Source organism: Paracoccus stylophorae (assembly GCF_028553765.1).
GTDB lineage: Bacteria > Pseudomonadota > Alphaproteobacteria > Rhodobacterales > Rhodobacteraceae > Paracoccus > Paracoccus stylophorae.
In genome coordinates this window covers 3,100,533-3,124,588 of sequence record NZ_CP067134.1, presented here as the reverse complement: position 1 = coordinate 3,124,588, position 24,056 = coordinate 3,100,533, and the positions used below count along the sequence as shown (strand labels likewise).

General features: G+C 66.8%; 27 protein-coding genes and 1 tRNA gene. 16 read left to right on the top strand and 12 right to left on the bottom strand.

The annotated features are described in order from the left end of the window. Nucleotides 1-106 precede the first annotated feature (106 nt). Nucleotides 107-1,033 (top strand): ornithine carbamoyltransferase, encoded by a 927-nt coding sequence (gene argF / locus JHW45_RS15465; protein ID WP_272858479.1) that lies wholly within the window; start codon nucleotides 107-109, stop codon nucleotides 1,031-1,033. A 104-nt stretch (nucleotides 1,034-1,137) separates the two neighbouring features. On the opposite strand, the gene JHW45_RS15460 is transcribed toward argF, so the two are convergent. Further along, complete coding sequence (locus JHW45_RS15460) at nucleotides 1,138-2,733, bottom strand: phosphoenolpyruvate carboxykinase (RefSeq protein WP_272858478.1); 1,596 nt, start codon at nucleotides 2,731-2,733, stop codon at nucleotides 1,138-1,140. A 209-nt stretch (nucleotides 2,734-2,942) separates the two neighbouring features. Here JHW45_RS15460 and JHW45_RS15455 point away from each other — a divergent pair, with 209 nt between their 5' ends. The 6 genes from JHW45_RS15455 to JHW45_RS15430 all read left to right on the top strand — a co-directional run bounded on the left by JHW45_RS15455 (nucleotide 2,943) and on the right by JHW45_RS15430 (nucleotide 6,213). Next, entirely contained in the window at nucleotides 2,943-3,353 is a 411-nt protein-coding gene (locus tag JHW45_RS15455; RefSeq protein ID WP_272858477.1) for an HPr kinase/phosphorylase, read from the top strand. Nucleotides 3,354-3,380: 27 nt separating this feature from the next. Then, nucleotides 3,381-4,403 (top strand): RNase adapter RapZ, encoded by a 1,023-nt coding sequence (gene rapZ, locus JHW45_RS15450; protein WP_272858476.1) that lies wholly within the window; start codon nucleotides 3,381-3,383, stop codon nucleotides 4,401-4,403. Next, a complete protein-coding gene (locus JHW45_RS15445; RefSeq protein WP_272858475.1) occupies nucleotides 4,400-4,822 on the top strand; it encodes a PTS sugar transporter subunit IIA in 423 nt (140 codons plus the stop codon). Before rapZ ends, JHW45_RS15445 begins: the two co-directional genes overlap by 4 nt. Next, a complete protein-coding gene (locus JHW45_RS15440) occupies nucleotides 4,819-5,097 on the top strand; it encodes an HPr family phosphocarrier protein (protein ID WP_272858474.1) in 279 nt (92 codons plus the stop codon). The genes JHW45_RS15445 and JHW45_RS15440 overlap by 4 nt, the downstream gene beginning before the upstream one ends. Nucleotides 5,098-5,107: 10 nt before the next feature. Next, a complete protein-coding gene (locus JHW45_RS15435; protein WP_272858473.1) occupies nucleotides 5,108-5,722 on the top strand; it encodes a TetR/AcrR family transcriptional regulator in 615 nt (204 codons plus the stop codon). Nucleotides 5,723-5,829: 107 nt separating this feature from the next. Continuing rightward, entirely contained in the window at nucleotides 5,830-6,213 is a 384-nt protein-coding gene (locus tag JHW45_RS15430) for a DUF2852 domain-containing protein (RefSeq protein ID WP_272860636.1), read from the top strand. A gap of 54 nt (nucleotides 6,214-6,267) precedes the next feature. On the opposite strand, the gene JHW45_RS15425 is transcribed toward JHW45_RS15430, so the two are convergent. The 7 genes from JHW45_RS15425 to JHW45_RS15395 all read right to left on the bottom strand — a co-directional run bounded on the left by JHW45_RS15425 (nucleotide 6,268) and on the right by JHW45_RS15395 (nucleotide 11,271). Beyond that, a complete protein-coding gene (locus tag JHW45_RS15425; protein ID WP_272858472.1) occupies nucleotides 6,268-7,143 on the bottom strand; it encodes a 3-hydroxybutyryl-CoA dehydrogenase in 876 nt (291 codons plus the stop codon). Nucleotides 7,144-7,259: 116 nt separating this feature from the next. Beyond that, nucleotides 7,260-8,186, bottom strand: a complete 927-nt coding sequence (locus JHW45_RS15420; RefSeq protein WP_272858471.1) for an electron transfer flavoprotein subunit alpha/FixB family protein — start codon at nucleotides 8,184-8,186, stop codon at nucleotides 7,260-7,262. Beyond that, nucleotides 8,186-8,944: an electron transfer flavoprotein subunit beta/FixA family protein gene (locus JHW45_RS15415; RefSeq protein ID WP_272858470.1), complete on the bottom strand. Its 759-nt coding sequence runs from the start codon at nucleotides 8,942-8,944 to the stop codon at nucleotides 8,186-8,188. Before JHW45_RS15415 ends, JHW45_RS15420 begins: the two co-directional genes overlap by 1 nt. A gap of 148 nt (nucleotides 8,945-9,092) precedes the next feature. Beyond that, entirely contained in the window at nucleotides 9,093-9,665 is a 573-nt protein-coding gene (locus JHW45_RS15410; protein WP_272858469.1) for a cob(I)yrinic acid a,c-diamide adenosyltransferase, read from the bottom strand. Continuing rightward, nucleotides 9,665-9,865 carry a twin transmembrane helix small protein gene (locus tag JHW45_RS15405; RefSeq protein ID WP_272858468.1) on the bottom strand — a complete coding sequence of 67 codons (201 nt, stop codon included), beginning with the start codon at nucleotides 9,863-9,865 and terminating at the stop codon, nucleotides 9,665-9,667. Before JHW45_RS15405 ends, JHW45_RS15410 begins: the two co-directional genes overlap by 1 nt. A gap of 25 nt (nucleotides 9,866-9,890) precedes the next feature. Next, nucleotides 9,891-10,709, bottom strand: coding sequence for an SDR family NAD(P)-dependent oxidoreductase (locus JHW45_RS15400; protein ID WP_272858467.1), 819 nt, complete (start codon nucleotides 10,707-10,709; stop codon nucleotides 9,891-9,893). Nucleotide 10,710: 1 nt separating this feature from the next. After that, the gene (locus JHW45_RS15395) at nucleotides 10,711-11,271 is read right to left on the bottom strand and encodes an SH3 domain-containing protein (protein ID WP_272858466.1); all 561 of its coding nucleotides are present in this window, start codon (nucleotides 11,269-11,271) and stop codon (nucleotides 10,711-10,713) included. Nucleotides 11,272-11,421: 150 nt separating this feature from the next. Between JHW45_RS15395 and parC the strand changes: the two genes are divergently transcribed. After that, nucleotides 11,422-13,665: a DNA topoisomerase IV subunit A gene (parC, locus tag JHW45_RS15390; RefSeq protein WP_272858465.1), complete on the top strand. Its 2,244-nt coding sequence runs from the start codon at nucleotides 11,422-11,424 to the stop codon at nucleotides 13,663-13,665. Nucleotides 13,666-13,688: 23 nt separating this feature from the next. On the opposite strand, the gene JHW45_RS15385 is transcribed toward parC, so the two are convergent. The 3 genes from JHW45_RS15385 to JHW45_RS15375 form a co-directional block, all read right to left on the bottom strand. After that, on the bottom strand, nucleotides 13,689-14,273 hold the full coding sequence (locus JHW45_RS15385) for a cytochrome b/b6 domain-containing protein (protein WP_272858464.1): 585 nt from the start codon (nucleotides 14,271-14,273) through the stop codon (nucleotides 13,689-13,691). Then, nucleotides 14,273-14,740 (bottom strand): c-type cytochrome, encoded by a 468-nt coding sequence (locus JHW45_RS15380; RefSeq protein WP_272858463.1) that lies wholly within the window; start codon nucleotides 14,738-14,740, stop codon nucleotides 14,273-14,275. Before JHW45_RS15380 ends, JHW45_RS15385 begins: the two co-directional genes overlap by 1 nt. A 137-nt stretch (nucleotides 14,741-14,877) precedes the next feature. Continuing rightward, nucleotides 14,878-15,828 carry a DUF533 domain-containing protein gene (locus JHW45_RS15375; RefSeq protein ID WP_272858462.1) on the bottom strand — a complete coding sequence of 317 codons (951 nt, stop codon included), beginning with the start codon at nucleotides 15,826-15,828 and terminating at the stop codon, nucleotides 14,878-14,880. Between the two features lie 221 nt (nucleotides 15,829-16,049). On the opposite strand from JHW45_RS15375, the gene tuf reads away from it, so the two are divergent. The 6 genes from tuf to JHW45_RS15345 all read left to right on the top strand — a co-directional run bounded on the left by tuf (nucleotide 16,050) and on the right by JHW45_RS15345 (nucleotide 21,199). Beyond that, nucleotides 16,050-17,225 carry an elongation factor Tu gene (gene tuf / locus JHW45_RS15370; RefSeq protein ID WP_272858444.1) on the top strand — a complete coding sequence of 392 codons (1,176 nt, stop codon included), beginning with the start codon at nucleotides 16,050-16,052 and terminating at the stop codon, nucleotides 17,223-17,225. A gap of 178 nt (nucleotides 17,226-17,403) precedes the next feature. After that, nucleotides 17,404-18,147, top strand: coding sequence for an SDR family NAD(P)-dependent oxidoreductase (locus JHW45_RS15365; RefSeq protein ID WP_272858461.1), 744 nt, complete (start codon nucleotides 17,404-17,406; stop codon nucleotides 18,145-18,147). Nucleotides 18,148-18,249: 102 nt separating this feature from the next. Continuing rightward, complete coding sequence (locus tag JHW45_RS15360) at nucleotides 18,250-18,537, top strand: ribbon-helix-helix domain-containing protein (RefSeq protein WP_272858460.1); 288 nt, start codon at nucleotides 18,250-18,252, stop codon at nucleotides 18,535-18,537. Nucleotides 18,538-18,632: 95 nt separating this feature from the next. Beyond that, a complete protein-coding gene (locus JHW45_RS15355) occupies nucleotides 18,633-19,028 on the top strand; it encodes a VOC family protein (RefSeq protein ID WP_272858459.1) in 396 nt (131 codons plus the stop codon). 62 nt (nucleotides 19,029-19,090) lie between these two features. Beyond that, nucleotides 19,091-19,612, top strand: coding sequence for a Twin-arginine translocation pathway signal (locus tag JHW45_RS15350; protein ID WP_272858458.1), 522 nt, complete (start codon nucleotides 19,091-19,093; stop codon nucleotides 19,610-19,612). 12 nt (nucleotides 19,613-19,624) lie between these two features. Continuing rightward, nucleotides 19,625-21,199 (top strand): GMC family oxidoreductase, encoded by a 1,575-nt coding sequence (locus JHW45_RS15345; protein WP_272858457.1) that lies wholly within the window; start codon nucleotides 19,625-19,627, stop codon nucleotides 21,197-21,199. 60 nt (nucleotides 21,200-21,259) lie between these two features. On the opposite strand, the gene JHW45_RS15340 is transcribed toward JHW45_RS15345, so the two are convergent. Further along, the gene (locus tag JHW45_RS15340; RefSeq protein ID WP_272858456.1) at nucleotides 21,260-21,763 is read right to left on the bottom strand and encodes a DUF892 family protein; all 504 of its coding nucleotides are present in this window, start codon (nucleotides 21,761-21,763) and stop codon (nucleotides 21,260-21,262) included. A 212-nt stretch (nucleotides 21,764-21,975) separates the two neighbouring features. On the opposite strand from JHW45_RS15340, the gene JHW45_RS15335 reads away from it, so the two are divergent. Both JHW45_RS15335 and JHW45_RS15330 read left to right on the top strand, forming a co-directional pair. Next, on the top strand, nucleotides 21,976-23,829 hold the full coding sequence (locus JHW45_RS15335) for an ABC transporter ATP-binding protein (RefSeq protein ID WP_272860635.1): 1,854 nt from the start codon (nucleotides 21,976-21,978) through the stop codon (nucleotides 23,827-23,829). Nucleotides 23,830-23,906: 77 nt separating this feature from the next. Next, a tRNA-Trp gene (locus tag JHW45_RS15330) sits at nucleotides 23,907-23,982 on the top strand. Nucleotides 23,983-24,056 lie beyond the last annotated feature (74 nt).

Sequence of the window (24,056 nt, the reverse complement as noted above, 5' to 3'; positions counted from 1 at the left end):
GAAATACCCCGGGGGGGTCGCGCCGACAGGCGCGGCGGGGGCAGCGCCCCCTTGACCCGAAAGCCACAAGCGGGCTTGCTGCACGAAATCGCGGAAAGACATCAAGATGAAGCATTTTCTGGACATCCATACCACCGGCAAGGACGATCTGCGGGCGATCATCGATCAGGCGCAGAGGATGAAATCCGCCCGGAACGGCCTGCCCAAGGGCACGCCCGACGACGATCAGCCGCTTTCCGGGCGCATGGTGGCGCTGATCTTCGAAAAGCCCTCGACCCGGACCCGCGTCAGTTTCGATGTCGGCGTGCGGCAGATGGGCGGGCAGACCATGGTGCTGTCGGGGTCCGAGATGCAGCTGGGCCATGGCGAGACCATCGCCGACACGGCGCGGGTGCTGTCGCGCTATGTCGACCTGATCATGATCCGCACCTTCGAAGAGGCGACGTTGCAGGAGATGGCGGAATATGCCGATGTGCCGGTCATCAACGGGCTGACGAACCGCACCCATCCCTGCCAGATCATGGCCGATGTGATGACGTTCGAGGAACATCGCGGCCCGATTGCCGGCCGCAAGGTGGTGTGGGTGGGCGACGGCAACAATGTCTGCGCCAGCGTGATCCATGCCGCCGGACAGTTCGGTTTCGATTTCACCTTCACCGGCCCGCCGCCGCTGGACCCGGAACGCGAGGCGCTGGAATTCGCGCGGGCGCAGGGCGTGGGCGTGACCATCGAACGCGACCCCGCAAAGGCGGTCGAGGGGGCCGATCTGGTCTTTGCCGACACCTGGGTCAGCATGCACGACCCGCAATCGGCCAAGGAACGGCGTCACAACCAGCTGCGCGGCTATCAGGTGAACGAGGCGCTGATGGCGCGGGCCAAGCCCGATTCGCTGTTCATGCACTGCCTGCCCGCCCATCGCGAGGACGAGGTGACCAGCGCGGTCATGGACGGTGCCCATTCGGTGATCTGGGACGAGGCCGAAAACCGGCTGCACGCGCAGAAGGCGGTGATGCGCTGGTGCCTGGGCGTCTGAGGCGGGGCGCGGCGCGGCCATCGCCCCGCGCCTGATATGTGCGAACACGAAAGACGGGGCCACGCTGCGGCGCGGCCCCGTCTTCTTGCGGCGTGCGGCGTCCGTCAGCCGATGGCTGCGGCGCGCACGTCGTCGTCGATGGCGTCCAGATACTGGGCGAAATTGTCGCTGAACATCTGCACCAGCTTGGCCGCCTGGCGGTCATAGGCCTGCGGATCGTCCCAGGTTCGGCGCGGGTCCAGCAGCGTATCGTCGACCCCCGGCACGCTGACCGGCACCTCGAACCCGAAATTCGGGTCCTTGCGGAACTCGGCATCGTTCAGGCTGCCGTCCAGCGCAGCCGCCAGCAGCGCCCGCGTGGCCTTGATCGGCATGCGTTTGCCGGTGCCGAACGCGCCCCCGGTCCAGCCGGTATTGACCAGCCAGCAGCTTGCGCCGTGGCGGGCGATGCGGTCGGCCAGAAGCTTTCCGTAAACCTCGGGGCGGCGCGGCATGAACGGCGCGCCGAAACAGGTCGAGAAGGTGGGGATCGGTTCGGTCACCCCGATCTCGGTCCCCGGCGTCTTCGAGGTGAAGCCCGACAGGAAGTGATACATCGCCTGCGCCGGCGTCAGCCGCGCGATGGGCGGCAGGACGCCGAACGCGTCGCAGGTCAGCATGATGACGTTTCTGGGATGCCCGCCAAGGCTGGTTTCCGACGCGTTCGAGATCGCGTCCAGCGGATAGGCGCAGCGCATGTTGTCGGTGATCGCGTTATCCTCGAAATCCAGTTCCATCGTGTCGGGATCGTGGACCATGTTCTCGATCACGGTGCCGAAGCGCGTGGTGGTGGCGTAGATTTCGGGCTCGGCCGTCGGCGACAGGTTGATCGTCTTGGCATAGCAGCCGCCTTCGAAGTTGAAGATGCCCTTGTCGGACCAGCCATGTTCGTCGTCGCCGATCAGCACGCGCGACGGGTCGGCCGACAGGGTCGTCTTGCCGGTGCCCGACAGGCCGAAGAAGATCGCGCTGTCGTCGGGATCGCCGGGCGCGTGGTTGGCGCTGCAATGCATGGGCATGATGCCCTTGCCCGGCAGGATATAGTTCAGCAGCGTGAAGACGGATTTCTTGTTCTCGCCGGCATAGGCGGTGCCGCCGATCAGGATCAGCTTTTTGCGGAAGTTCAGGGCGATCACGGTTTCGCTGCGGCATCCGTGGCGTTCGGGATCGGCCTTGAAGCCGGGGCAGTTGATGATGGTGTATTCGGGCGTGAAGCTGGCCAGCTCGTCGGCCTCGGGGCGGCGCAGCAGATGGCGGATGAACAGGCCGTGCCACGCCAGTTCGGTGATCACGCGCACGTCCAGCCGTTCGTCGGGATCGGCGCCGCCATACAGATCCTGCACGAAATAGTCGCGGCCCTGCATATGGGCCAGCATGTCGTCATGCAGCCGGTCGAACGCCTCGGGCGACATCGGCTTGTTGTTTTCCCACCAGATCGAGTCCTCGACATCCGGGGTCCGCACGACGAACTTGTCCTTGGGCGAGCGGCCGGTATGCATCCCCGTCGAGACGAGGAAGGTGCCGCCAAGGCCGATCTCGCCCTCGCCGCGGGCGACGGCCTGCGTCATCAGCGCCGGCGTCAGCAGGTTGTAGTGCACCCGACCCAGCCCTTCGATACCCTGATCCTCCAACCGGCAATTCGGGTTTACACGCATGCTCATCTTCGTAACGCTCCTGACTACATGGTCGCCTGCGACAGATCCTTTACGCAGTATGGGCCGGCTATAGCATGCGCTGAAGTTGAAACCAGACGGGCGCGCTAACGGTTAGCGCAAACGTAAAATGTTAACGCAATCGGCGGCGGAGAGGCGCCGGTTTGGGCCGAAAATTAACCGTTCCGCGCAAGAATGAGGGGCAGGAGGTGATTCGGATGCAGGTGCACGCCACCACGATCGCGATGCAGGGGCGGGGGCTGCTGATCCTGGGGCCGTCGGGGTCGGGCAAATCGACGCTGGCGCTGGAACTGATGGCGGTGGGGGCGGCGCTGGTCGCCGACGACCGCACCGATCTGGACGAACGGGACGGGCAGGTGGTGGCCAGCTGTCCGGCCCCGCTGCGCGGTCGGATCGAGGCGCGCGGGCTGGGCGTGCTGGCCGCCGACGATGCCGGGCCGGTTCCCCTGGCCCTGATCGTCGATCTGGGGCGCCGGGAAGATGCGCGAATGCCGCAGTCGCGAAAACATGAGCTTCTTGGAATCGCCTTGCCACTTGTTCTTGGGCCGTATCGGCCGCATCTTTATGCTGCATTGCGGCAGATCCTGCTGCGGGGGCGTGTGGCGTGAGCGAAGATGAACTGCACGGATGACATCATGACGGCCCGGACCGACGCGTCCGCGACCCCGGACGGCCCGTCGCCGCGCCGGGACCGGCCGCAACGGCTGGTGCTGGTCACCGGGCCGTCGGGGGCGGGGCGGTCCACCGCGATCAACGTGCTGGAGGATCTGGGGTTCGAGGCGATCGACAACCTGCCGCTGTCGCTGATCCCGCGCCTGCTGGACGGGCCAAGCCGGCCGACGCCGCTGGCCCTGGGGCTGGATGTGCGCAACCGCGATTTTTCCGCCTCCAACGTGATCGAACTGATCGACCGGCTGACGCGCAGCCCCGATTACGCGCCCGAGGTGCTGTTTCTGGACTGCGCGACCGAGGTTCTGGTCCGCCGCTATAACGAGACGCGGCGCCGCCATCCGCTGGCGCCCAAGGGCTCGCCGCTGTCGGGGGTCACGAACGAGCTTGATCTTCTGGGCCCGATCCGGGCGCGGGCCGATGTGCTGGTCGATACGACCGATCTGTCGCCTCACGATCTGAAGGCGGAGCTGACGCGGTGGTTCGACATCCGGTCGGACCAGCGGCTCAGCGTGTCGCTGCATTCCTTCAGCTACAAGCGCGGGGTGCCGCGCGGGATCGACCTGATGTTCGATTGCCGCTGCCTGACCAACCCGCATTGGGAGGCGGGGCTGCGCGATCTGGACGGGCAAGATGCGGCGGTGCAGGAATTCGTCGCCGCCGACCCGCGATTCGACGAGTTCTTCGGCCGTATCCGCGACCTGATCCTGTTTCTGCTGCCCGCCCATCTGGAAGAGGGGAAATCGCACCTGTCGGTGGGCTTTGGCTGCACCGGCGGGCAACATCGTTCCGTCACTTTGGCCGAGAAGATGGCGGTCGCGCTTGCAGATGCGGGCTGGCCGGTGTCAATAAGGCACAGGGAACTGGAACGCCGCATGCCGATGCCGCTGTCCTTCGGGGGCAAGGCGCAGGGCGAGACACTGGATAACCCGGCCGGGTCACCGCAGCGTGGCGTCGGTCGGACTGGCGAATTTGGTGAAGCGCGTTGATCGGGATTGTCATCGTGGCACATGGTGGGCTGGCGCGGGAATACCGCTCGGCGGTCGAGCATGTGGTGGGGCCGCAGGCCAATATCGCCGCCGTCGCGATCGAGGACGATCACGACCGCGGGGCGAAGACGGTCGAGATCACGGCGGCGGCCAATGCCGTCGATCGCGGCGACGGCGTGGTGGTGGTGACCGATCTGTTTGGCGGCTCGCCCTCGAACCTGGCGCTGCCGGCCTGCGCGTTCCACGACCGCACCATCCTTTACGGGGCCAACCTGCCGATGCTGGTGAAGCTGGCGAAATCGCGCCATCTGCCGGTCGCCGATGCCGTCGCCTTCGCGAAAGAGGCGGGGCGGAAATACATCAATTCCTACAACGTGCCGCTTGGGGCCGGGCTTGACGTCGGAACGCCGGTGGGATGAAGGACACCGTCACCAGAACGCTGTCGATCATCAACGAAAAGGGCCTGCACGCGCGGGCCAGCGCGAAATTCGTCGATGTGGTCGAACGGTTCGAGGCGCAGGCGACGGTCGAGAAGGACGGCATGCGCGTGTCGGGCGATTCGATCATGGGTCTACTGATGCTGACCGCGCAGCGCGGCTCGACCATCACCGTCACGATCAGCGGCCCTCAGGCCGATGCGCTGGCCGACGCGCTGGAAACGCTGGTCGCGGATTATTTCGGCGAAGGCATGTAGGGCCGCGAAGGTGGCCGAGCGCAAACCCTATCACCACGGCAACCTGCGTCAGGCGCTGATCGAGGCGACGGCGGCCCTGATCGAGGAGATGGGACCGCAAGCCTTCACCATGGCCGAGGCCGCGCGCCGCGCCGGCGTGTCGGCCGCCGCCCCCTATCGCCATTTCAAGGGGCGCGAGGATCTGATCGAAGAGGTCGCGCGGCAGGGATTCGTGGATTTCTCGCGGCGTCTGGAAGCCGCGTTCGATGGCGGCCGCCCGCGCGTGCTGACCGCGTTCCTGCGGCTGGGCCAGGCCTATCTGGATTTCGCGCGCGAACGGCCCGGCTATTACATGGCGATGTTCGAATCCGGCATCTCGATTGCCGCGAATGCCGAACTTGCCCAGGCGTCCGAACGCGCGCAGGCGGTGCTGCTGGACGCCGCCGAAGGGCTTGCCAGCCATCTTCCGCCCGAACGGCGCCCGCCCGCGCGGATGGTCGCCAATCACATCTGGGCCATGAGCCACGGCGTGGTCGAGCTGTTTTCGCGCGGGGCGCCGGGGCGGCGCAGCTCGGTCGAGCCGGCCGAGATGCTGGAAAGCGGCGTCATCATCTATCTGCGCGGGCTTGGCCTGATCGGGGACTGAAAAAAACCGGCCCGTATTCTTGACGCGGACGATCCGCCACCCATTTATGTAAATGTGATTAACATTAACATGGAGGGATCACGCAGATGCACAGCGCATCACATCAGATGTCGGCCTATGGCACGGACGCCGCGCGCGGACCGGGACCGTTCGGCCGCGCCCGCGACTGGCTGGACGAACGCGGCAAGGTCGCGTGGATCATCGCCATGATCCTTGGCTTCGCCATCTTCTGGCCGGTCGGACTGGCCATCCTTGCCTATATGATCTGGAGCAAACGCATGTTCGGATGCAGCAACCGCAGCCCCGCGCGCCGCTTTCACGCAGCGTCCACGGGGAATTCGGCCTTTGACGCCTATCGCGAAGAAACGCTGAAACGGCTGGAGGACGAGCACCGCGAGTTCGTCGATTTCCTGACGAAGCTGCGCGAGGCCAAGGACAAGGCCGAATTCGATCAGTTCATGAACCAGCGCGGCGACAGGCCGCAATCGTGAACCGTCGATGAGGTCGCGGGGCCGGGTCAGCCGGCCCCGACGACGCGCCAGGCGTCAGCGCGTCGGCACCGGCGTATCGCCGCGATAGTCATAAAAGCCGCGGCCGGACTTGCGGCCCAGCCAGCCCGCCTCGACATATTTGGTCAGCAGCGGGCAGGGGCGATACTTGGTGTCGGCCAGCCCGTCATGCAGCACGTTCATGATCGCCAGACAGGTGTCCAGCCCGATGAAATCGGCCAGTTCCAGCGGCCCCATCGGATGGTTCGCCCCCAGCTTCATCGATTCGTCGATGGAGCGCACGTTGCCCACGCCCTCATACAGCGTATAGACCGCCTCGTTGATCATCGGCATCAGGATCCGGTTGACGATGAAGGCCGGGAAATCCTCGGCGCTGGCGGCGGTCTTGCCCAGTCGTTCCACCACCTCGTGCATCTGCTTGAACGTCGCCTGATCGGTCGCGATGCCGCGGATCAGCTCGACCAGCTGCATCACCGGAACCGGGTTCATGAAGTGGAAACCCATGAATTTTTCCGGCCGGTCGGTGCGGCTGGCCAGCCGCGTGATCGAGATCGAGGACGTGTTCGAGGTCAGGATCGTGTCGGGCTTCAGATGCGGCTGCAAATCCTCGAAGATGGCCTGCTTGACCGTCTCGCGTTCGGTGGCGGCCTCGATCACCAGATCGGTCTGGCCCAGATCGGCCAGCCGCAGCGTGGTCTTGATGCGGTCGATGGCGGTCTTCTTTTCCTCGGCCGTGATCTTGTTGCGGCTGACCTGACGATCCATGTTCCGCTCGATCAGCGACATCGCCTTGTCCAGCGCGTCCTGGCTGATATCGGTCATCAGCACGTCATAGCCCGCCAGCGCGAAGACATGGGCGATGCCGTTGCCCATCTGACCCGCACCGATCACGCCAACCGATTGAATCGCCATCTTCGCACCTCGTTTTCTGTCCGCGCGACGATAGGGCGGCCCGCCTGACGCTGCAACGCAAAACCGCCCCCGGATACGGGGGCGGTCGGTTGGCACGGGTCCGGCGGCAGGGCCGGTTACAGCTTTTCGGTCAGTTCGGGCACGATCTGGAACAGATCGCCCACCAGCCCGTAATCCGCGACCTGGAAGATCGGCGCCTCTTCGTCCTTGTTGATGGCGACGATCACCTTGCTGTCCTTCATGCCCGCAAGGTGCTGGATCGCGCCCGAGATGCCCACCGCGACGTAAAGTTCCGGCGCGACGACCTTGCCGGTCTGCCCGACCTGCCAGTCGTTCGGGGCATAGCCCGAATCGACCGCCGCGCGCGAGGCGCCGACGGCGGCGCCCAGCTTGTCGGCCAGCTTTTCGATCATCTCGAAATCGTCCTTCGAGCCGACGCCGCGCCCGCCCGACACGACCCGGCCGGCCGAGGTCAGTTCGGGACGGTCGCTTTCGGCAACCTCGTCGCCGACCCATGACGACAGCGCCGGGTCTTCGCCCGCCTGGATCGCCTCGACCGGGGCCGGGCCGCCTTCGCCCGCCGCGTCGAAGCTGGCGGTGCGGACGGTCATGACCTTCTTGGCATCCTTCGATTTCACCGTCTGGATCGCGTTGCCGGCATAGACCGGGCGTTCGAACGTGTCCGCGTCGATGATCGCCGACACGTCTGAAATCACCATCGCATCCAGCAATGCGGCAACGCGCGGCATGATGTTCTTGGCATCGGTCGTGGCCGGGGCGGCGATATGGTCGTAATCGCCCGCGAGGCTGACCAGCAGCGCGGCCGCCGGCTCGGCCAGCCGATGGCCATACAGCGGATCCTCGGCCACCAGCACCTTGGCCACGCCGTCGATCTTCGCGGCCTCGTCGCCCGCGGCGCTGGCCGAGGCGCCGGCGCACAGCACCGTCACATCGCCCAGGGTCTTCAGCGCGCCCACCGCCTTGGCGGTCGCGTCGCGGTTCAGTTCGCCATTCGAGACTTCACCCAACAGAAGAACAGCCATCACACGACCCCCGCTTCTTTCAGTTTCGACACCAGCTCGTCCACCGATTCGACCTTGATCCCGGCCTTGCGCCCCTCGGGCTCCTTGACCGACACGATCTCGAGCCGGGGCGAGACGTCGACGCCGTAATCGGCGGCGGTCTTTTCATCCAGCGGCTTTTTCTTGGCCTTCATGATGTTGGGCAGCGAGGCATAGCGCGGCTCGTTCAGGCGCAGATCGGCGGTCACGATCGCGGGCAGCTTGACCTGGATCGTCTGCAGGCCGCCATCGACCTCGCGCGTGACCCTGGCGCTGTCGCCGTCGATCTCGATCTTGCTGGCGAAGGTCGCCTGGCTCCAGCCCAGAAGCGCGGCCAGCATCTGGCCGGTGGCGTTCATGTCGTTGTCGATGGCCTGCTTGCCCGCGATCACCAGACGGGGCTGTTCCTCGTCGATGACGGCCTTCAGGATCTTGGCGACCGACAGCGGCTCGATATCGGTATGCACGTCGTCGGCGGCCACGATCAGGATCGCCCGGTCCGCGCCCATCGCCAGCGCCGTGCGCAGCGTTTCGGCCGCCTGCTTGACGCCGATGCTGACGGCCACGACCTCTTCGGCGACGCCCTTTTCCTTCAGCCGGATCGCCTCTTCGACGGCGATCTCGTCAAAGGGGTTCATCGACATCTTCACATTCGCCAGATCGACCCCGGACCCGTCCGCCTTCACCCGGGCCTTTACGTTATAGTCGATCACGCGCTTGACTGGCACGAGAACCTTCATGTGGCTGCTCTCCCTTGGTTGCGTTCGGAATTGAGGCTTTGTTACCGGCAGCCGCCGCATATTTACAGCGGAAAAAGCGTTCCCCGACGTGGCGTCCGCACGGGGCGTCCCGGCGCGGCGTTCCACGGCGCACGGGGCGGACGGGACGCTAACGGCTGGCGCCGGGCACCCACAGGATGTCTTCGCTGCCGCCGCCATTGGCCTGACGCGCCGCCACGAACAGCCAGTCCGACAGCCGGTTGAGATAGCGCACCGCAGACCCGTTCACATCGCCGCCCGCGGCCAGTTCGGTCGCCCGACGCTCGGCCCGGCGGGCGACGGTGCGCGACAGGTGCAGATGCGCCGACAGCACCGACCCGCCCGGCAGGATGAAGCTGCGCAGCGGTTGCAGATCGGCGTTCATCTCGTCGATCTCGGCCTCAAGGCGCGTGACCTGCGGGTCGATGATCCGCAGCACCGGATGGCCCGCCTTGTCGTCGGCGGCCATGTCGGGACGCGCCAGATCGGCGCCCAGATCGAACAGGTCGTTCTGGATCACCGACAGCCGGTCGGCCATCCGCCCCGCCGCGTGCAGACGGCACAGCCCCAGTGTCGCGTTCAGTTCGTCCACCGTGCCATAGGCCTCGACCCGCGGATCGTGCTTGGCCACGCGGCTGCCGTCGGACAGGGCGGTGTCGCCCTTGTCGCCGGTGCGGGTATAGATCTTGTTCAGGACGACCATCAGCCGGACCTCATCCACAGAAACAGCAGGATCAGCGCGACCGCCACCGCCTGCGCGATGATCCGCCAGCGCATCAGGCGATTGCCGTGCTTGCGATTGAATTCGCCGCCGCGCGCGAAGCCGCCGATCCCGGTGGCCAGGATCGCCAGCACCACAAGCGCGGACAGCACGACGAGATAGAACAGGGGTTTGTCTTGCATCGGAAACCGCCTTTCGGCCGCGACCCTATCCCCGGCGGGCGAACCAGTCCAGTGCGCGGCTGGACAAAACGCGCCGCCCGACGCCCGACAGCCATGTGGGCGCGGTCACATAGTAACGCGGCGCGGGATCGCGTGCCGTCAGCGCGCGCAGGATCTTGTCGCTGACGTCCGAGGGCGGCAGTTCGAACCGGTCCTTGCCCGGCGGTTCATACAGTCTTTTCAGCAGCGTGGCGCGATACTGCGCGGCGCGCGCGCTGCCCTGCCAGTCGATCCAGCGTTCGAAATGCGGGATCGCGTTTTCGCGGATGCGGCTGGCGATGGGACCGGGTTCGATCAGCACCACCTTGACGCCGGTGCCGCGCATTTCCAGCCGAAGCACATCGGTCAGCCCCTCCAGCGCGAATTTCGTCGCGACATAGGGGCCGCGCCACGGGATGCCGACCAGCCCCAGAACCGAACTGATATTGACGATTCGCCCGCCGCGGTCGCGGAAATGCGGGATCAGGCGGGCGGTCAGGTCATGGGTGCCGAACAGATTGACCTCGAAGATCGCGCGCAGGGCGTCGCGCGGAACGTCCTCGACCGCGCCGGGCAGGGCGAAGGCCGCGTTGTTGACAAGCGCGTCCAGCGGCGCGTCTTCCAGCACCGTCTGGACCAGCCGGGCGATGCTGCCCGCATCCGCCAGTTCCAGGTGGTGGCACTCCATCCCCTCGGCCCGTCTGGCGTCGATGTCGGCCTGGCTGCGGCAGGTGGCAACGACCTGCCAGCCCTGGGCCTGCATCCGCCGCGCCGCATCCAGCCCGATGCCCGACGAGCATCCGGTGATCAGGACCCGCCCGCCCATGTCAGTCGGGCTGCGCGGGCGACAGGAACTGCCCGGACATATAGCCGATGCGGCCGGCGGTGTCGCGGATATGGACCCATGCGGCGTCGGTCGGACCCAGTGCCTCGACCGCGTCGCCCTGCCCAAGCGCGCCGATCACCCGGTCGCCGGTCGAGGGGCCGGCGCGGAAATTCACGCTGCTGCCGGTGACATACAGGATCGGACCCTGCGCGCCTTGCGGCGGCGGCGCGGCTTCATCGGGCGTCTGGCCTACATATTCGGGCGACGGGCGCAGCGGCGGGCCGGGGAATTCCTGCACGCGCTGCGGCGTCTGCGCGGTCGTCTGCACGATCTCGGGGGCGGGCTGCGCCGGGTCGGGGTCCGTGGGCCGGGCTGCCGCCGCATCGGGCTGCGCTGCGTCCTGACCCGCCGGCATCAGCGCCTCGCGCCCGGCATCCTGCGCGGCGGGGCGCGGCGCGGCGACGGGATCGCGCGCGCCGCGCAGATCGCCGGCGCCATAGATCGTCATCACCAGATACAGCGCGACCAGTGTCGCCGTCATGAACGCGAAAAGCCGTGTCATCCCGTTGCCATCGTCCCCCGGCCTTGCCGTCTGCGCCCTGCTTAGCCCATCCGCAGGTTCCGCGCCACGACAACGCCGTCCCGCCTCGCGACGTTCCCGCAGGCGAATTTCCGGCTGGACCGGCAAGCCGCTGCGGCCTATCCATCCCGCATGTCCGACGAACCGCCCATCGACCCCGAACAGAATACCCAGGCCGAACCGCTGAGCCGTGCCATAGGCGAGCGGTATCTGACCTATGCCCTGTCCACGATCATGAACCGGGCGCTGCCGGATGCGCGCGACGGGCTGAAGCCGGTGCATCGCCGCATCCTTTACGCGATGCGCGAACTGCGCCTGTCGCCCAACGGCGCGTTTCGCAAATCGGCCAAGATCACCGGCGACGTGATGGGCAATTACCACCCCCACGGCGATGCGGCGATCTATGACGCGATGGCGCGGCTGGCGCAGGATTTCGCCATGCGCTACCCGCTGGTGGACGGGCAGGGGAATTTCGGCAATATCGACGGCGACAACCCCGCCGCCGCCCGGTATACCGAGGCGCGGCTTGCCCAGACCGCGGAATCGCTGATGGACGGGCTGGCCGAGGATTCGGTCGATTTTCGGCCCAACTATGACGGCACCCTGACCGAACCGGTCGTCCTGCCGGCGGCGTTCCCGAATCTTCTGGCCAATGGCTCATCCGGGATCGCGGTCGGCATGGCGACCAACATCCCCCCGCACAACCTGCACGAGGTGATCGACGCCTGCCTGCATCTGATCAAGACGCCCGATGCGCGCGACGACACGCTGGCCACGCTGATCAAGGGGCCGGATTTCCCCACCGGCGGCGTGATCGTCGAAAGCGCCGAGACGATTGCCCGCAACTATCGCACCGGCCGGGGCGCGTTCCGCGTGCGCGCGTCGTGGCAGCAAGAGGATCTGGGCCGCGGACAGTGGCAGATCGTCGTCACCGAAATCCCCTATCAGGTGCAGAAATCGCGGCTGATCGAACGGCTGGCCGAGCTGATCCAGACCAAGAAAGTGCCGATCCTGGCCGATGTGCGCGACGAATCGGCCGAGGATGTGCGCATCGTGCTGGAACCCCGCGCCCGCAGCGTCGATCCCGAACAGCTGATGGCGGCGCTGTATCGCGTCAGCGACCTTGAGATGCGGTTCAGCCTGAACATGAACGTGCTGATCGACGGCCGCGTGCCGAAAGTGTGCAGCCTCAAGGAGGTTCTGCGCGCCTTTCTGGATCACCGCCGCGAGGTGCTGGTCCGGCGCGCCCGTTTTCGGCTGGAGAAGATCGCCGCAAGGCTCGAGGTGCTGGAAGGCTATCTGATCGCCTATCTGAACCTGGACCGGGTGATCGAGATCATCCGCCATGAAGACGATCCCAAGGCGGTGATGATTGCCGAGTTCCATCTGTCCGACGTGCAGGTCGAGGCGATCCTGAACATGCGCCTGCGCGCCCTGCGCAAGCTGGAAGAGATCGAGCTGCGCACCGAACGCGACAGGCTGCACGCGGAACGCGAGGAGTTGCAGACGATGCTGGCCGATGAGGGCGCGCAGTGGTCGCGCATCGCCGACCAGCTGAAAGAGGTGCGCAACCTGTTCGGCAAGTCCACCCCGGAAGGCCAGCGGCGCACCCGCATCACCGAAGCCGACGATGTCGAGCCGCTGGACATGGACGCGATGATCGAGCGCGAGCCGCTGACCGTCATCCTGTCGAAAATGGGCTGGATCCGGTCGATGAAGGGTCATCAGCCGCTGGACGCGGAATTGAAGTTCAAGGACGGCGACGGCCCCGGCTTCGCCCTGCATGCCGAGACCACCGACAAGCTGGTCGTCTTTGCCTCGAACGGCCGCTTCTACACGCTGCCGGCCAACACGCTGCCCGGCGGCCGCGGCATGGGAGAGCCGCTGCGCCTGATGATCGACCTGCCGAACGAGGCCGGGATCGTCGCGATGTTCCCGTGGCGCGAGGGCGAGAAATACCTGGTCGCCTCGCGCGCCGGCGACGGGTTCGTCGTGCAGGCGGGCGACATCCTGGCGCAGACCAGATCGGGCAAGCAGGTCTTGAACGGCGAGGCGCTGCTGTGCAAGCCGGTCCGCGGCGATCACGTCGCGGTGGTGGGCACCAACCGCAAGATGCTGGTCTTTCCGGTCAGCGAACTGCCCGAGATGACGCGCGGCAAGGGTGTGCGGTTGCAGAAATTCTCGGGCGGGGGCGGGCTGGTCGCGCCCGATACGCTGTCGGATGCCACCTTCGTCACGCTGGCGCAGGGGCTGAGCTGGCCGATGAGCGGCGGCAAGACCCGGACCGAAAGCGATCTGGGCGACTGGCTGGGCAAACGCGCCGGAACCGGCCGCATGGCCCCGCGCGGCTTTCCGCGCGACAACAAGTTCGCCTGACCCGAAGGGGGGGCGCGGCCGATCTAGCGGCGGCGCACCCATTTCCAGCCGGTGATCATCGGGCGCACCAGATCCTCGTTCTTCCAGACCCGATAGAACAGGATCACCCCCACATGCAGAAGCACGAACAGCAGGATCACCGTCGCGCCGCGATGATGCCAGGCGACGGCGCCCTTGGCGGTCGCCCGGCTGACCTGATCGGCCAGCGGTCCGACATTCACGAAATCCTCGGGGTCCGAGATCAGGCCGGTGCTGACCTGCACGATCAGCACCACCAGCATCCCGATCACCGACAGCGCGCCCACCGGCGTATGGCCGCGCCAGTTGCTGGGCTCGCGCCGCCCCATCTCGCGCGCATAGCCCGCAATGGCCGACGGCCCGCGCACGAAACTGGTGAACCGCGCCGATTCAGGCCCGATCACGCCCCAGATCAGCCGGAACACCAGCAGGCCGATGATGGCATAGCCCAGCCAGAAATGCAGGGTCATGATGTTGGGACCGAACTTGCCCAGAAGCCAGGTCGCGATCACCAGCGTCGCCAGCGTCCAGTGAAAGATCCGCAGCGCCGGATCCCAGACCCGGACGCGCCGGGTTTCGTCGCGCGACATCAGTTCTTCTGGCGGAAATCGTCGTGGCAATCCTTGCAGGCGCCGCCAAGCTGCTGCAGCGCCGGCCCGACATTGCCCTGACCGCCCTTGACCGCGTCGGGGCTGACCGCGGCCGCCTCGGCAAGCTGGGTGAACTTGGCGGCGAAATCGTCGGGGTTTTCCCAGATCGCCGGCAACGCCTCGGAGTCCTCGATCTGGCCGGCCGCGGTGCCGTCCACGAACAGCGACGGCACATCGTATCGGGTCAGCGCGGCAAGGTTGGTGGCCGCCGTGGTGGCTGCGCCCTCATCGTATTCCATTTCGCCGCGCGCCATCGCCGCCAGCGTTCCCATGTTGATCGACAGCATCTTCATGTATCCGTGCCGCGCCTCCAGCGCGTCCTGCGCCATCTCTTCTGCGGATTGGGCGAAACCCGCCGCCGGCATCGCGGCGACAAGAAGGAAAGCGGCTGTCCTGGCGAGGGTCATGAAACGGCTCCTGTCTGGGTTCATCGGGGGTCATGGGTTCGAAGCTTGGCAGAGCGAGGCCACGCGATCAATCGCGCGCGTTCCCGCTCACGGAATTTCTATGGCGCGGGCGCGCGGGCGCGGGCCGCCGGGTCGCGTCAGCTGTAAAGCGGCATGACGCCCGCCTTGCGATGGATCGCGTTGATGCTGTCGCGGTCCAGCCGCATCGCCTGCGCCAGATCGTTCAGATAGCGCGCCTCGGCCTCGCTGTCGAAGTCGATGGCCAGCAGCGACATCAGATAGACCTGCGATTCCAGCCCCTCGGGCACCTCGCGCGCCAGCGCGGCGGCATCCACGGGCGCGGCCATCTGTTCGCGGATGAACTGGCGTTCGTCGTCGTCCAGATCGTCGCCCAGATGCCCCAGAAGGCGCTGTTTCTCGGCCTCGTCGATCTTGCCGTCGGATTTCGCGGCCTGGATCATCGCGCGCAGCATCAGGCCCGCCACCGCGTTCTGTTCGGGGGTGGGGGCGATGCGCGGTTCGTCGCCGCGTGCGACCGAATCGTTGAACAATTCGCCGAAGGTGGCGTCGTTGGTCTGCTGCGAATCCTTGCGGGCAAGCCCGCCTGCGGATGCGGCACCGGCCCCGCCCAGCAGCCCGCCAAGCAGATCGCCCAGCCCGCCGGACCCCGAACCGCCCGCACCGGACGACGTGCCCGTGCCGCCGGACCCGCCGCCGCCAAGCCGGCCCAGCACATCGCCAAGCCCGCCGCCGCTGCCGCCGCCGCGCCCGGTCAAATTGTCCAGCATGCCGCCCAGACCGCCCTGCGCGCCGCGTCCGCTTTGCGCGCCCGCATGGCCGGACTGTCCGCGCCCGCCCGACAGCACCTCGCCCAGCCTTTCGCTGAAGCTGCCGCCCGACGTGCCGGCGGTGTTGTTGCCGAGCAGATCGTCCAGCAATCCGCCGCCGCCTTGCCGGTCGCGCCCTTCCTGCTGGATGCGTCTGTCGTCGGGTCGGCCGCCCTGCTGGCGGCTGTTCATCACGGCGCCGACGCCCTTGGCCAGCATCACGCCCGCCGCCACGCGGGCAAGGGTTTTCATCAAGCTCATCGTGCGGTCCTTTCGCAGTGTCGCGACGCGCGGATTGCGCCGCGTTCCCACCCGAACGTCGCGGCCCTCAAGACCGTTCCGCGCGGCGTTGGGCCATGGGCGGGGCGTGGCGGGGCGGGGCCGTCCGCCCGCCCTTGATTTTTCCTGCGCCGGCTTATAGATCGCGGCGCACGTAAACCCGGGGGTCTGTCACGCCACGCCCCGCGATCAGGAGGCCCTAGATGGCAAAGGCAAAGTTTGAACGCAACAAACCGCACGTCAACATCGGGACGATCGGTCACGTCGACCACGGCAAGACGACGCTGACGGCTGCGATCACGAAGTATTTCGGCGATTTCCGGGCCTACGATTCGATCGACGGCGCGCCCGAGGAGAAGGCGCGCGGGATCACCATCTCGACCGCGCATGTGGAATACGAGACCGACGCGCGCCATTACGCGCATGTCGACTGCCCGGGCCACGCCGACTATGTCAAGAACATGATCACCGGCGCGGCGCAGATGGACGGCGCGATCCTGGTGGTGAACGCCGCCGACGGCCCGATGCCGCAGACGCGCGAGCATATCCTGCTGGGCCGCCAGGTCGGCATCCCCTACATGGTCGTCTATCTGAACAAGGTCGACCAGGTCGATGACGAGGAATTGCTGGAACTGGTCGAGATGGAGGTGCGCGAGCTGCTGACCAGCTACGACTATCCGGGCGACGACATTCCGATCGTCAAGGGCTCGGCGCTGGCGGCGCTGGAAGGCCGCGATCCCGAGATCGGCGAGAACTCGATCCGCGAGCTGCTGAAGGCGGTGGACGACTATATCCCGACGCCCGAACGGGCGGTGGACCAGCCCTTCCTGATGCCGATCGAGGACGTGTTCTCGATCTCGGGCCGCGGCACGGTCGTGACCGGCCGGGTCGAGCGTGGCGCGGTGAACGTGGGCGACGAGCTGGAAATCGTCGGCATCCGCCCGACGAAGAAGACCACCTGCACCGGGGTCGAGATGTTCCGCAAGCTGCTGGATCGCGGCGAGGCGGGCGACAATATCGGCGCGCTGCTGCGCGGCATCGACCGCGACGGGGTCGAGCGTGGGCAGGTTCTGTGCAAGCCCGGCTCGGTCAAGCCGCACACCAAGTTCGAGGCCGAGGCCTATATCCTGACCAAGGAAGAGGGCGGCCGCCACACCCCGTTCTTCGCCAATTATCGTCCGCAGTTCTATTTCCGCACGACGGACGTGACCGGCACGGTGAAGCTGCCCGAGGGCACGGAAATGGTGATGCCGGGCGACAACCTGAAATTCGAGGTCGAACTGATCGCGCCCATCGCGATGGAAGAGAAGCTGCGCTTCGCCATCCGCGAAGGCGGCCGCACCGTCGGCGCCGGCGTGGTGTCGAAAATCATCGAGTGATGTCATGGGGCGGATTGCCGCCCCGCGAACGCGAAAACAGGAAAGGGGTCGTCCGCAGGGACGGCCCCTTTTTCGTCCGGCGGTGCCGCGACAACGGGGCACGCCCCCCGATATTGCCAAAGCCCGGCGCGCCGCCCATCCTGCACCGCATCAAGATCCACATTGCAGGAGAACCGCGATGAACATGCGTTTCAAGGACAAGACCGCCATCGTCACCGGCGGCGCCTCGGGGATCGGCGCGGCCATCGCCGAGCAACTGACCGCCGAGGGCGCGACGGTCGTCGTGGCTGATCTGAAGCTGGACGAGGCCAAGGCCAAGGCGGACAGTCTGGACCGCGCCATCGCGGTCGAGGTGGATGTCAGCGACGAGGAGGCCGTCAGGGCGATGATCGCCACCGCCGTCGACCGGACAGGCGCGCTGCATCTGCTGGTCAACAACGCGGGCATCGGCGGCCCCTCGGCGCCCACCGGCGATTATCCGGTCGATGGCTGGCGCAAGGTGATCGACGTCAACCTGTCGGGCGCCTTCTATGGCATGCGCCATGCCATTCCCAAAATGAAGAAGGCCGGCGGCGGCGTCATCGTCAACATGGCCTCGATCCTGAGCTCGGTCGGGTTCGAAGGCTCGGTCGCCTATGTCGCGGCCAAGCACGGGCTTCTGGGCCTGACCAAGACCGCCGCGCTTGAACATGCCGCCGACAATATCCGCGTCAACGCCGTCGGGCCAGGCTTCATCCGCACGCCGCTGATCGACGAGAATCTGGATCAGGACCAGCAGACCCAACTGGCGCAGCTACACGCGCCGGGCAGGCTGGGCCGCCCCGAAGAGGTCGCCACGCTGACCGCATTCCTGCTGTCGGACGAGGCCAGCTTCATCACCGGGTCCTATCACCTGGTCGATGGCGGCTATACCGCGCGCTGATCGCATCGCGCGGGGCATCGGGCGGCGCGGCATCGCTGCGCCGTTGACCGCCGCCCGGTTCTGCCGCAAACTCGGCCACCCACCAACAGCCGGATCAAGCCGATGTGCCAGATCTTCGCGGGGCAGGACCCCGACCGCTATGAATCCGTCACCCGCAGGTTGCGGCTGAACGGGCAATCGACCTCGATCCGGCTGGAACGCGCGTTCTGGCGCATCCTGGACGACATCGCCGCGCGCGAAGGCGTCAGCACGCCCGCCTTCATCTCGAAGCTGTATGCCGAGGTGCTGGAACTGCATAGTGAGGCGCCGAACTTCACCTCGCTGCTGCGCTGCGCCTGCACCATCCATCTGGGCGAGGATCAGAGGATCGCCGCCATCGCCGCCGAATAGGCGAAAAAAACGCGGCTGTAGTAAACCGCTACTACCCGGCCCGGCCGGACGCCTTCTAGTGTTGTTCGACATGGACAAGCACGGAGGCCGCCTTCATGGCGAAATACATCCATTCGATGATCCGCGTTCTGGACGAGGCACGCTCGGTCGATTTCTACCGGCGCTGTTTCGGGCTGGAGGTCGCAGACCGGCTGGATTTCGACGATTTCACGCTGGTTTACCTGTCCAACGGCGAAAGCGAGACGGAACTGGAACTGACCGTCAACAAGGGCCGGACCGAACCCTACGATCTGGGCGACGGCTATGGCCATGTGGCGTTTTCGGTCGAGGATGTGGACGCGCTGCACGCCCGGCTTGAGGCCGAGGGATTCGCGCCGCGCAAGCTGGTCGATTTCGCGCCCGGCGGCGAGGTGATCGCGCGGTTCTTCTTTATCGCGGACCCGGACGGATACCAGATCGAGGTGCTGCGGCGCGGCGGCCGGTTCAGATAGCACGCGCCGCGGTCCGGGGAAGGGGGCCGCGGGGCATCACAAAGGGAAGGGGAGGAGGAAACATGTCTCAACTCAGCAAGCAAGGGCTGACCCGGCGCGCGCTGTTGTCGCGGGCGGCGGCGGCCGGCGCGCTGGCGGTGGCCGGGGCGGGCTTCATCGCCGCGCCCGACGCCGCCTGGGCGGTCGAGGTCGGCACGATCACCGAACACCAGATGGCGACGCTGTTGCAGATGGCGCGCGACATCTATCCGCATGACCGGCTTGGCGACCGGTTCTATGCGGTCGCGGTCAAATCCTATGACAGCGAAGAGGCGAAAGACGCCGTGTCCCAGGGCATCGCCGCGCTGGACGCCGCCGCCGTGCAGGCCGGATTCGACGATTACCTGTCCGTCGGGTGGGAGGCGGATCGCGTCGCGATCCTGCGCCGGATCGAGGATACGCCCTTCTTCCAGTCCGTCCGCGGCGGGCTGGTGACGGGGCTGTATAACCAGAAGGAAATCTGGCCCGTCTTCGGATATGAGGGCGAGTCGTTCTCGCAGGGCGGCTATATCGACCGCGGCTTCGATGACATCGACTGGCTGTGAGGGAGAGAGATCATGGCTGAGGCAGCGAAATTCGAACTGAACGACGACAGCGTGGTCGTCATCGTGGGCACCGGCGCGGGCGGCGGGGTTCTGGCCAACGAACTGGCGCAGAAGGGCGTCAAGGTCGTCGCGCTGGAGGCCGGCGGCCGATACATGCCCGAAGATTACATCAACGACGAATGGGACAGTTTCGGCCAGCTTGCCTGGACCGATCCGCGCACGACCAGCGGCGACTGGCGGGTGGCGCGCGATTTTTCCGGCCTGCCTGCGTGGATCGTGAAGGCGGTCGGCGGCACCTCGGTCCACTGGGCGGGGGCCAGCCTGCGGTTTCAGGACCACGAATGGAAGGCGCGCACCACCTATGGTCCGGTCGAGGGCGCGAACCTGCTGGACTGGCCGCTGGATTCGGCGGAGATGGCGCCGTGGTACGACAAGGCCGAGACCAAGCTGGGCGTCACCGGCGTCGGCGGGCGTCCGCGCCTGCCGGGCAGCAACAACTACAAGGTGTTCGAAAAGGGTGCGCTGGCGATCGGCTACAAGGAAGTGCACACCGGCAACATGGCGATCAACAGCGTCGATTACGACGATCGCATGGCTTGCCAGCAGACCGGGTTCTGCTTTCAGGGGTGCAAATGGGGCGCCAAGTGGTCCACCGCCTATACCGACATTCCGCGCGGCGAGGCGACCGGCAATCTGGAAGTGCGCGACCGCGCCCATGCGGCCCGCATCCTGCACGACGACACGGGCAAGGTGACGGGGGTCGAGTATTTCGACGGCGACGGCAATCTGCACATGCAGAAGGCGCGGATCGTCTGCGTCGCCGGGAACAGCTTTGAAAGTCCGCGCCTGCTGCTGAATTCGGCCAGCAGCATGTTTCCGGACGGGCTGGCGAACGGGTCGGGGCAGGTCGGTCGCAACTACATGCGGCACACGACCGGTTCGGTCTATGCGACGTTCGAGCGGCCGGTGCGCATGTGGCGCGGCACGACGATGGCCGGCATCATCCGCGACGAGGCCAAGCACGACCCCTCGCGCGGCTTTGTCGGCGGATACGAGCTGGAAACCCTCAGCCTCGGCCTGCCGTTCATGGCGGCGTTCCTGGACCCGGGTTCATGGGGGCGCGAATTCACCACCGCGCTGGACAGCTATGAGAACATGGCCGGCATGTGGATCGTGGGCGAGGACATGCCGCAGGAAGATAACCGCGTGACCCTGTCCGATGTCGAGGACGGGTTCGGCCTGAAGGTCGCGAACGTCAATTTCAGCGATCACCCCAACGACATCGCGATGCGCACCCACGCCTATGGGCAGGGCGAGGCGATCTACAAGGCGGTGGGGGCGACCCGCATCCTGCCGACGCCGCCCTATCCCTCGACCCATAATCTGGGCACGAACCGCATGTCGGAAAAGCCCGAAGACGGGGTGGTGAACCGCGACGGGCGCGCGCATGAGGTGAAGAACCTGTTTGTCAGCGACGGCAGCCAGTTCACGACGGGGGCTGCGGAAAACCCGACCCTGACGATCGTGGCGCTGGCGATCCGGCAGGCCGATCACATCGCCCGCGAGATGTCGGCCGGCAACGTCTGAGCTTGCGCAAATCGACGGCCGGCCCGGTTCGCCGGGCCGGCCGTGTGGTTCAAAGGGGCCTTACTGGCCGTCCATCGCCGCCTTGTTCACGCCGCCTTCGGCGATCTTGGTCATGCGGCGGTCGCCTTCCCAAGTGTTGTCCAGACATTCCTGCAACGAGGCCGCGTCGCCGTCCAGATCCAGCCGGTTGGCAAAGGTCCGCACGCAGCCATAGCCCGCGATCGCGTAATGCATCATCCGCTGATACTGGGTGATGATCGCCGCGTCCTGCGCATCCTCGTCGGCATATTCGGTCTCGAGCCCGTGCTTGCGCGCCTCGGCGACGATGCCTTCCATGCCCTTGCAATGCTCGCCCGTCGGGTCCACCCCGTGGCGGTCGCACAGTTCGGCCAGCACCTCCATCCCGCGTGAGATGCCCTGATTGCCGGCGATCAGCGCCTCGGACAATTCGCGGGACTGGGCGGCGCGGCCCAGTTCGGTCACGACCGGCATCGACTGCTTGCAGGCCGAATACAGGTCTTTCAGCTGGTCCAGATACAGGTCTTTCAGGTTCTTGATGGCCATGATGTCCTCCGTTCGGATGTCGGTGCCGCGCGGGGGCGCGGCATTCCACGCTTAACCGCCACCACGCGCCGCGCGTTCCATCGCGCCCGCCAGATTGCGCCGATTCGGCGCATTTTGCCGGGCAGGCCGCGCCGCGCGGGCTTGACTTGGCCGCAGGCGCGGGCCAGCAAACCCGTCCCTGCCTTGTCCATGTTTCAGTTCCGGTGACACCCTTGTTCGCGTGGTTCGAACGACGCATCGACCCCTATCCGTCCGACACGCCGGCGATGCCGCCGCGCGGGCTGTGGCGGTTCGTGCTGCATTACAGCCACGGCGCGATCCCGTGGCTGGTCGCGCTTGGGCTGTTTTCGGGCGTGATCGCGGTGATCGAGGTGATGCTGTTCGGCTGGCTGGGCGATCTGGTGGACCGGCTGTCCGACACCCCGCGCGACATGTTCTGGGCGCAGGAGGGCGCGCGGCTGGCGATGATGGCGGTGGTGCTGCTGATCGTGCTGCCGGTGCTGAACCTGCTGGCCTCGCTGATCCTGCACCAGTCGCTGATGGGCAATTTCCCGCAACGCATCCGCTGGCAGGCGCATCGCTATCTGCTGCACCAGTCGATCGGCTATTTCCAGGACGAGTTCGCGGGTCGGATCGCGCAGCGGCTGATGCAGACCGCGCTGGCGGTGCGCGAGGTGGCGATGAAGATCATGGATGTGGGCAGCTATGTGCTGATCTATTTCCTCGGCGCGCTGGTGCTGGCCGGATCGCAGGACTGGCGGCTGGCGCTGCCATTCGCGGGCTGGGCCGCGGCCTATGGCATCCTTCTGTGGCTGATCGTGCCGCGTCTGGGCCGGGTGGCCGAGGCGCAGGCCGACGCGCGGGCGGGCATGACCGGCCGCGTCGTGGACAGCTATGCCAACATCGCCACGGTCAAGCTGTTCTCGCATTCCGCGCGCGAAGAAGCGTGGATGAAGGAGGGAATGGATGCGTTCCTGCACACCGTCTATCGGCAGATGCGGCTGTCCACGATCCAGGACGTGACGCTGAACGCGATCAATGTCGCGCTGATCGGCGCGGTGACGACGCTTGGCCTGTGGCTGTGGTCCGAAGGGCGGATCGCGGTCGGCGCGCTGGCCGTCGCCGTGCCGCTGGCGATGCGGCTGAACAACATGTCGCACTGGATCATGTGGGAATTCGCCGCGCTGTTCGAAAATATCGGCACCGTGCGCGACGGCATCGCCAGCCTTTCGCTGCCGCGTCAGGTGCTGGACGCGCCCGACGCCATGCCCCTGCGGCCCGGCCCGGGCGAGGTGCGGTTCGACCATGTCACCTTCCGCTATGCCGGCCCGCGGGGCGCGCGGCCCCTGCCGGTGCTGGACGATCTGACGCTGCATGTCGCGCCCGGCGAACGGGTGGGGCTGGTCGGGCGGTCCGGCGCGGGCAAGTCCACGCTGATCAACCTGCTGCTGCGCTTTCACGACATCGAAGGCGGCCGCATCGCCATCGACGGGCAGGACATCGCCCGCGTCACCCAGGACAGCCTGCGCGCGGCCATCGGCGTCGTCACCCAGGACAGCAGCCTGCTGCACCGTTCGGTGCGCGACAACATCGCCTATGGCCGCCCCGACGCGTCCGAGGCCCAGATCGCGCAGGCCCTGCACATGGCCGAGGCGCACGGGTTCGTGCCGGGCCTGACCGACAGCCATGGCCGGCGCGGGCTGGACGCGCATGTGGGCGAACGCGGCGTCAAGCTGTCGGGCGGCCAGCGACAGCGCATCGCCATTGCCCGTGTCGCGCTGAAGGACGCGCCGATCCTGATCCTGGACGAGGCGACCAGCGCCCTGGACAGCGAGGTCGAGGCCGCGATCCAGTCGCGCCTGGACCAGCTGATGCGCGGCAAGACGGTCATCGCCATCGCCCACCGCCTGTCCACCATCGCCGCGATGGACCGGCTGATCGTGATGGATGCGGGCCGGATCGTGGAACAGGGCAGCCATGCCGACCTGCTGGCGCGGGGCGGGCTTTACGCGCGGCTGTGGGCGCGGCAATCGGGCGGTTTCCTTGCCGCCGACGCGGCCGAATAGGCCCGCCCGATCCCGCCGCGCGCCCTCGAACCCTCTTGCACCGTCCGCCGCGCTGCCGTAAACCGACGCTCGGCCACAGGGGTATAGCTCAGTCGGTAGAGCATCGGTCTCCAAAACCGAGGGTCGTGGGTTCGAGTCCCTCTGCCCCTGCCAGGCCCTTTCCCGCCATGCGCGCGCCGCCCGCACCCACCGCACCGCGACAGGCTTGCACAGGCGTCATGCCGCGC

Bases quoted from the DNA above. Each gene is read 5' to 3' on its own strand.
- argF (WP_272858479.1), top strand. From the start codon at position 107: ATGAAGCATTTTCTGGACATCCATACCACCGGCAAGGACGATCTGCGG.
- JHW45_RS15460 (WP_272858478.1), bottom strand. From the start codon at position 2,733: ATGAGCATGCGTGTAAACCCGAATTGCCGGTTGGAGGATCAGGGTATC.
- JHW45_RS15455 (WP_272858477.1), top strand. From the start codon at position 2,943: ATGCAGGTGCACGCCACCACGATCGCGATGCAGGGGCGGGGGCTGCTG.
- rapZ (WP_272858476.1), top strand. From the start codon at position 3,381: ATGACGGCCCGGACCGACGCGTCCGCGACCCCGGACGGCCCGTCGCCG.
- JHW45_RS15440 (WP_272858474.1), top strand. From the start codon at position 4,819: ATGAAGGACACCGTCACCAGAACGCTGTCGATCATCAACGAAAAGGGC.
- JHW45_RS15430 (WP_272860636.1), top strand. From the start codon at position 5,830: ATGTCGGCCTATGGCACGGACGCCGCGCGCGGACCGGGACCGTTCGGC.
- JHW45_RS15425 (WP_272858472.1), bottom strand. From the start codon at position 7,143: ATGGCGATTCAATCGGTTGGCGTGATCGGTGCGGGTCAGATGGGCAAC.
- JHW45_RS15420 (WP_272858471.1), bottom strand. From the start codon at position 8,186: ATGGCTGTTCTTCTGTTGGGTGAAGTCTCGAATGGCGAACTGAACCGC.
- JHW45_RS15415 (WP_272858470.1), bottom strand. From the start codon at position 8,944: ATGAAGGTTCTCGTGCCAGTCAAGCGCGTGATCGACTATAACGTAAAG.
- JHW45_RS15410 (WP_272858469.1), bottom strand. From the start codon at position 9,665: ATGGTCGTCCTGAACAAGATCTATACCCGCACCGGCGACAAGGGCGAC.
- JHW45_RS15405 (WP_272858468.1), bottom strand. From the start codon at position 9,865: ATGCAAGACAAACCCCTGTTCTATCTCGTCGTGCTGTCCGCGCTTGTG.
- JHW45_RS15400 (WP_272858467.1), bottom strand. From the start codon at position 10,709: ATGGGCGGGCGGGTCCTGATCACCGGATGCTCGTCGGGCATCGGGCTG.
- JHW45_RS15395 (WP_272858466.1), bottom strand. From the start codon at position 11,271: ATGACACGGCTTTTCGCGTTCATGACGGCGACACTGGTCGCGCTGTAT.
- parC (WP_272858465.1), top strand. From the start codon at position 11,422: ATGTCCGACGAACCGCCCATCGACCCCGAACAGAATACCCAGGCCGAA.
- JHW45_RS15385 (WP_272858464.1), bottom strand. From the start codon at position 14,273: ATGTCGCGCGACGAAACCCGGCGCGTCCGGGTCTGGGATCCGGCGCTG.
- JHW45_RS15380 (WP_272858463.1), bottom strand. From the start codon at position 14,740: ATGACCCTCGCCAGGACAGCCGCTTTCCTTCTTGTCGCCGCGATGCCG.
- JHW45_RS15375 (WP_272858462.1), bottom strand. From the start codon at position 15,828: ATGAGCTTGATGAAAACCCTTGCCCGCGTGGCGGCGGGCGTGATGCTG.
- tuf (WP_272858444.1), top strand. From the start codon at position 16,050: ATGGCAAAGGCAAAGTTTGAACGCAACAAACCGCACGTCAACATCGGG.
- JHW45_RS15365 (WP_272858461.1), top strand. From the start codon at position 17,404: ATGAACATGCGTTTCAAGGACAAGACCGCCATCGTCACCGGCGGCGCC.
- JHW45_RS15360 (WP_272858460.1), top strand. From the start codon at position 18,250: ATGTGCCAGATCTTCGCGGGGCAGGACCCCGACCGCTATGAATCCGTC.
- JHW45_RS15355 (WP_272858459.1), top strand. From the start codon at position 18,633: ATGGCGAAATACATCCATTCGATGATCCGCGTTCTGGACGAGGCACGC.
- JHW45_RS15350 (WP_272858458.1), top strand. From the start codon at position 19,091: ATGTCTCAACTCAGCAAGCAAGGGCTGACCCGGCGCGCGCTGTTGTCG.
- JHW45_RS15345 (WP_272858457.1), top strand. From the start codon at position 19,625: ATGGCTGAGGCAGCGAAATTCGAACTGAACGACGACAGCGTGGTCGTC.
- JHW45_RS15340 (WP_272858456.1), bottom strand. From the start codon at position 21,763: ATGGCCATCAAGAACCTGAAAGACCTGTATCTGGACCAGCTGAAAGAC.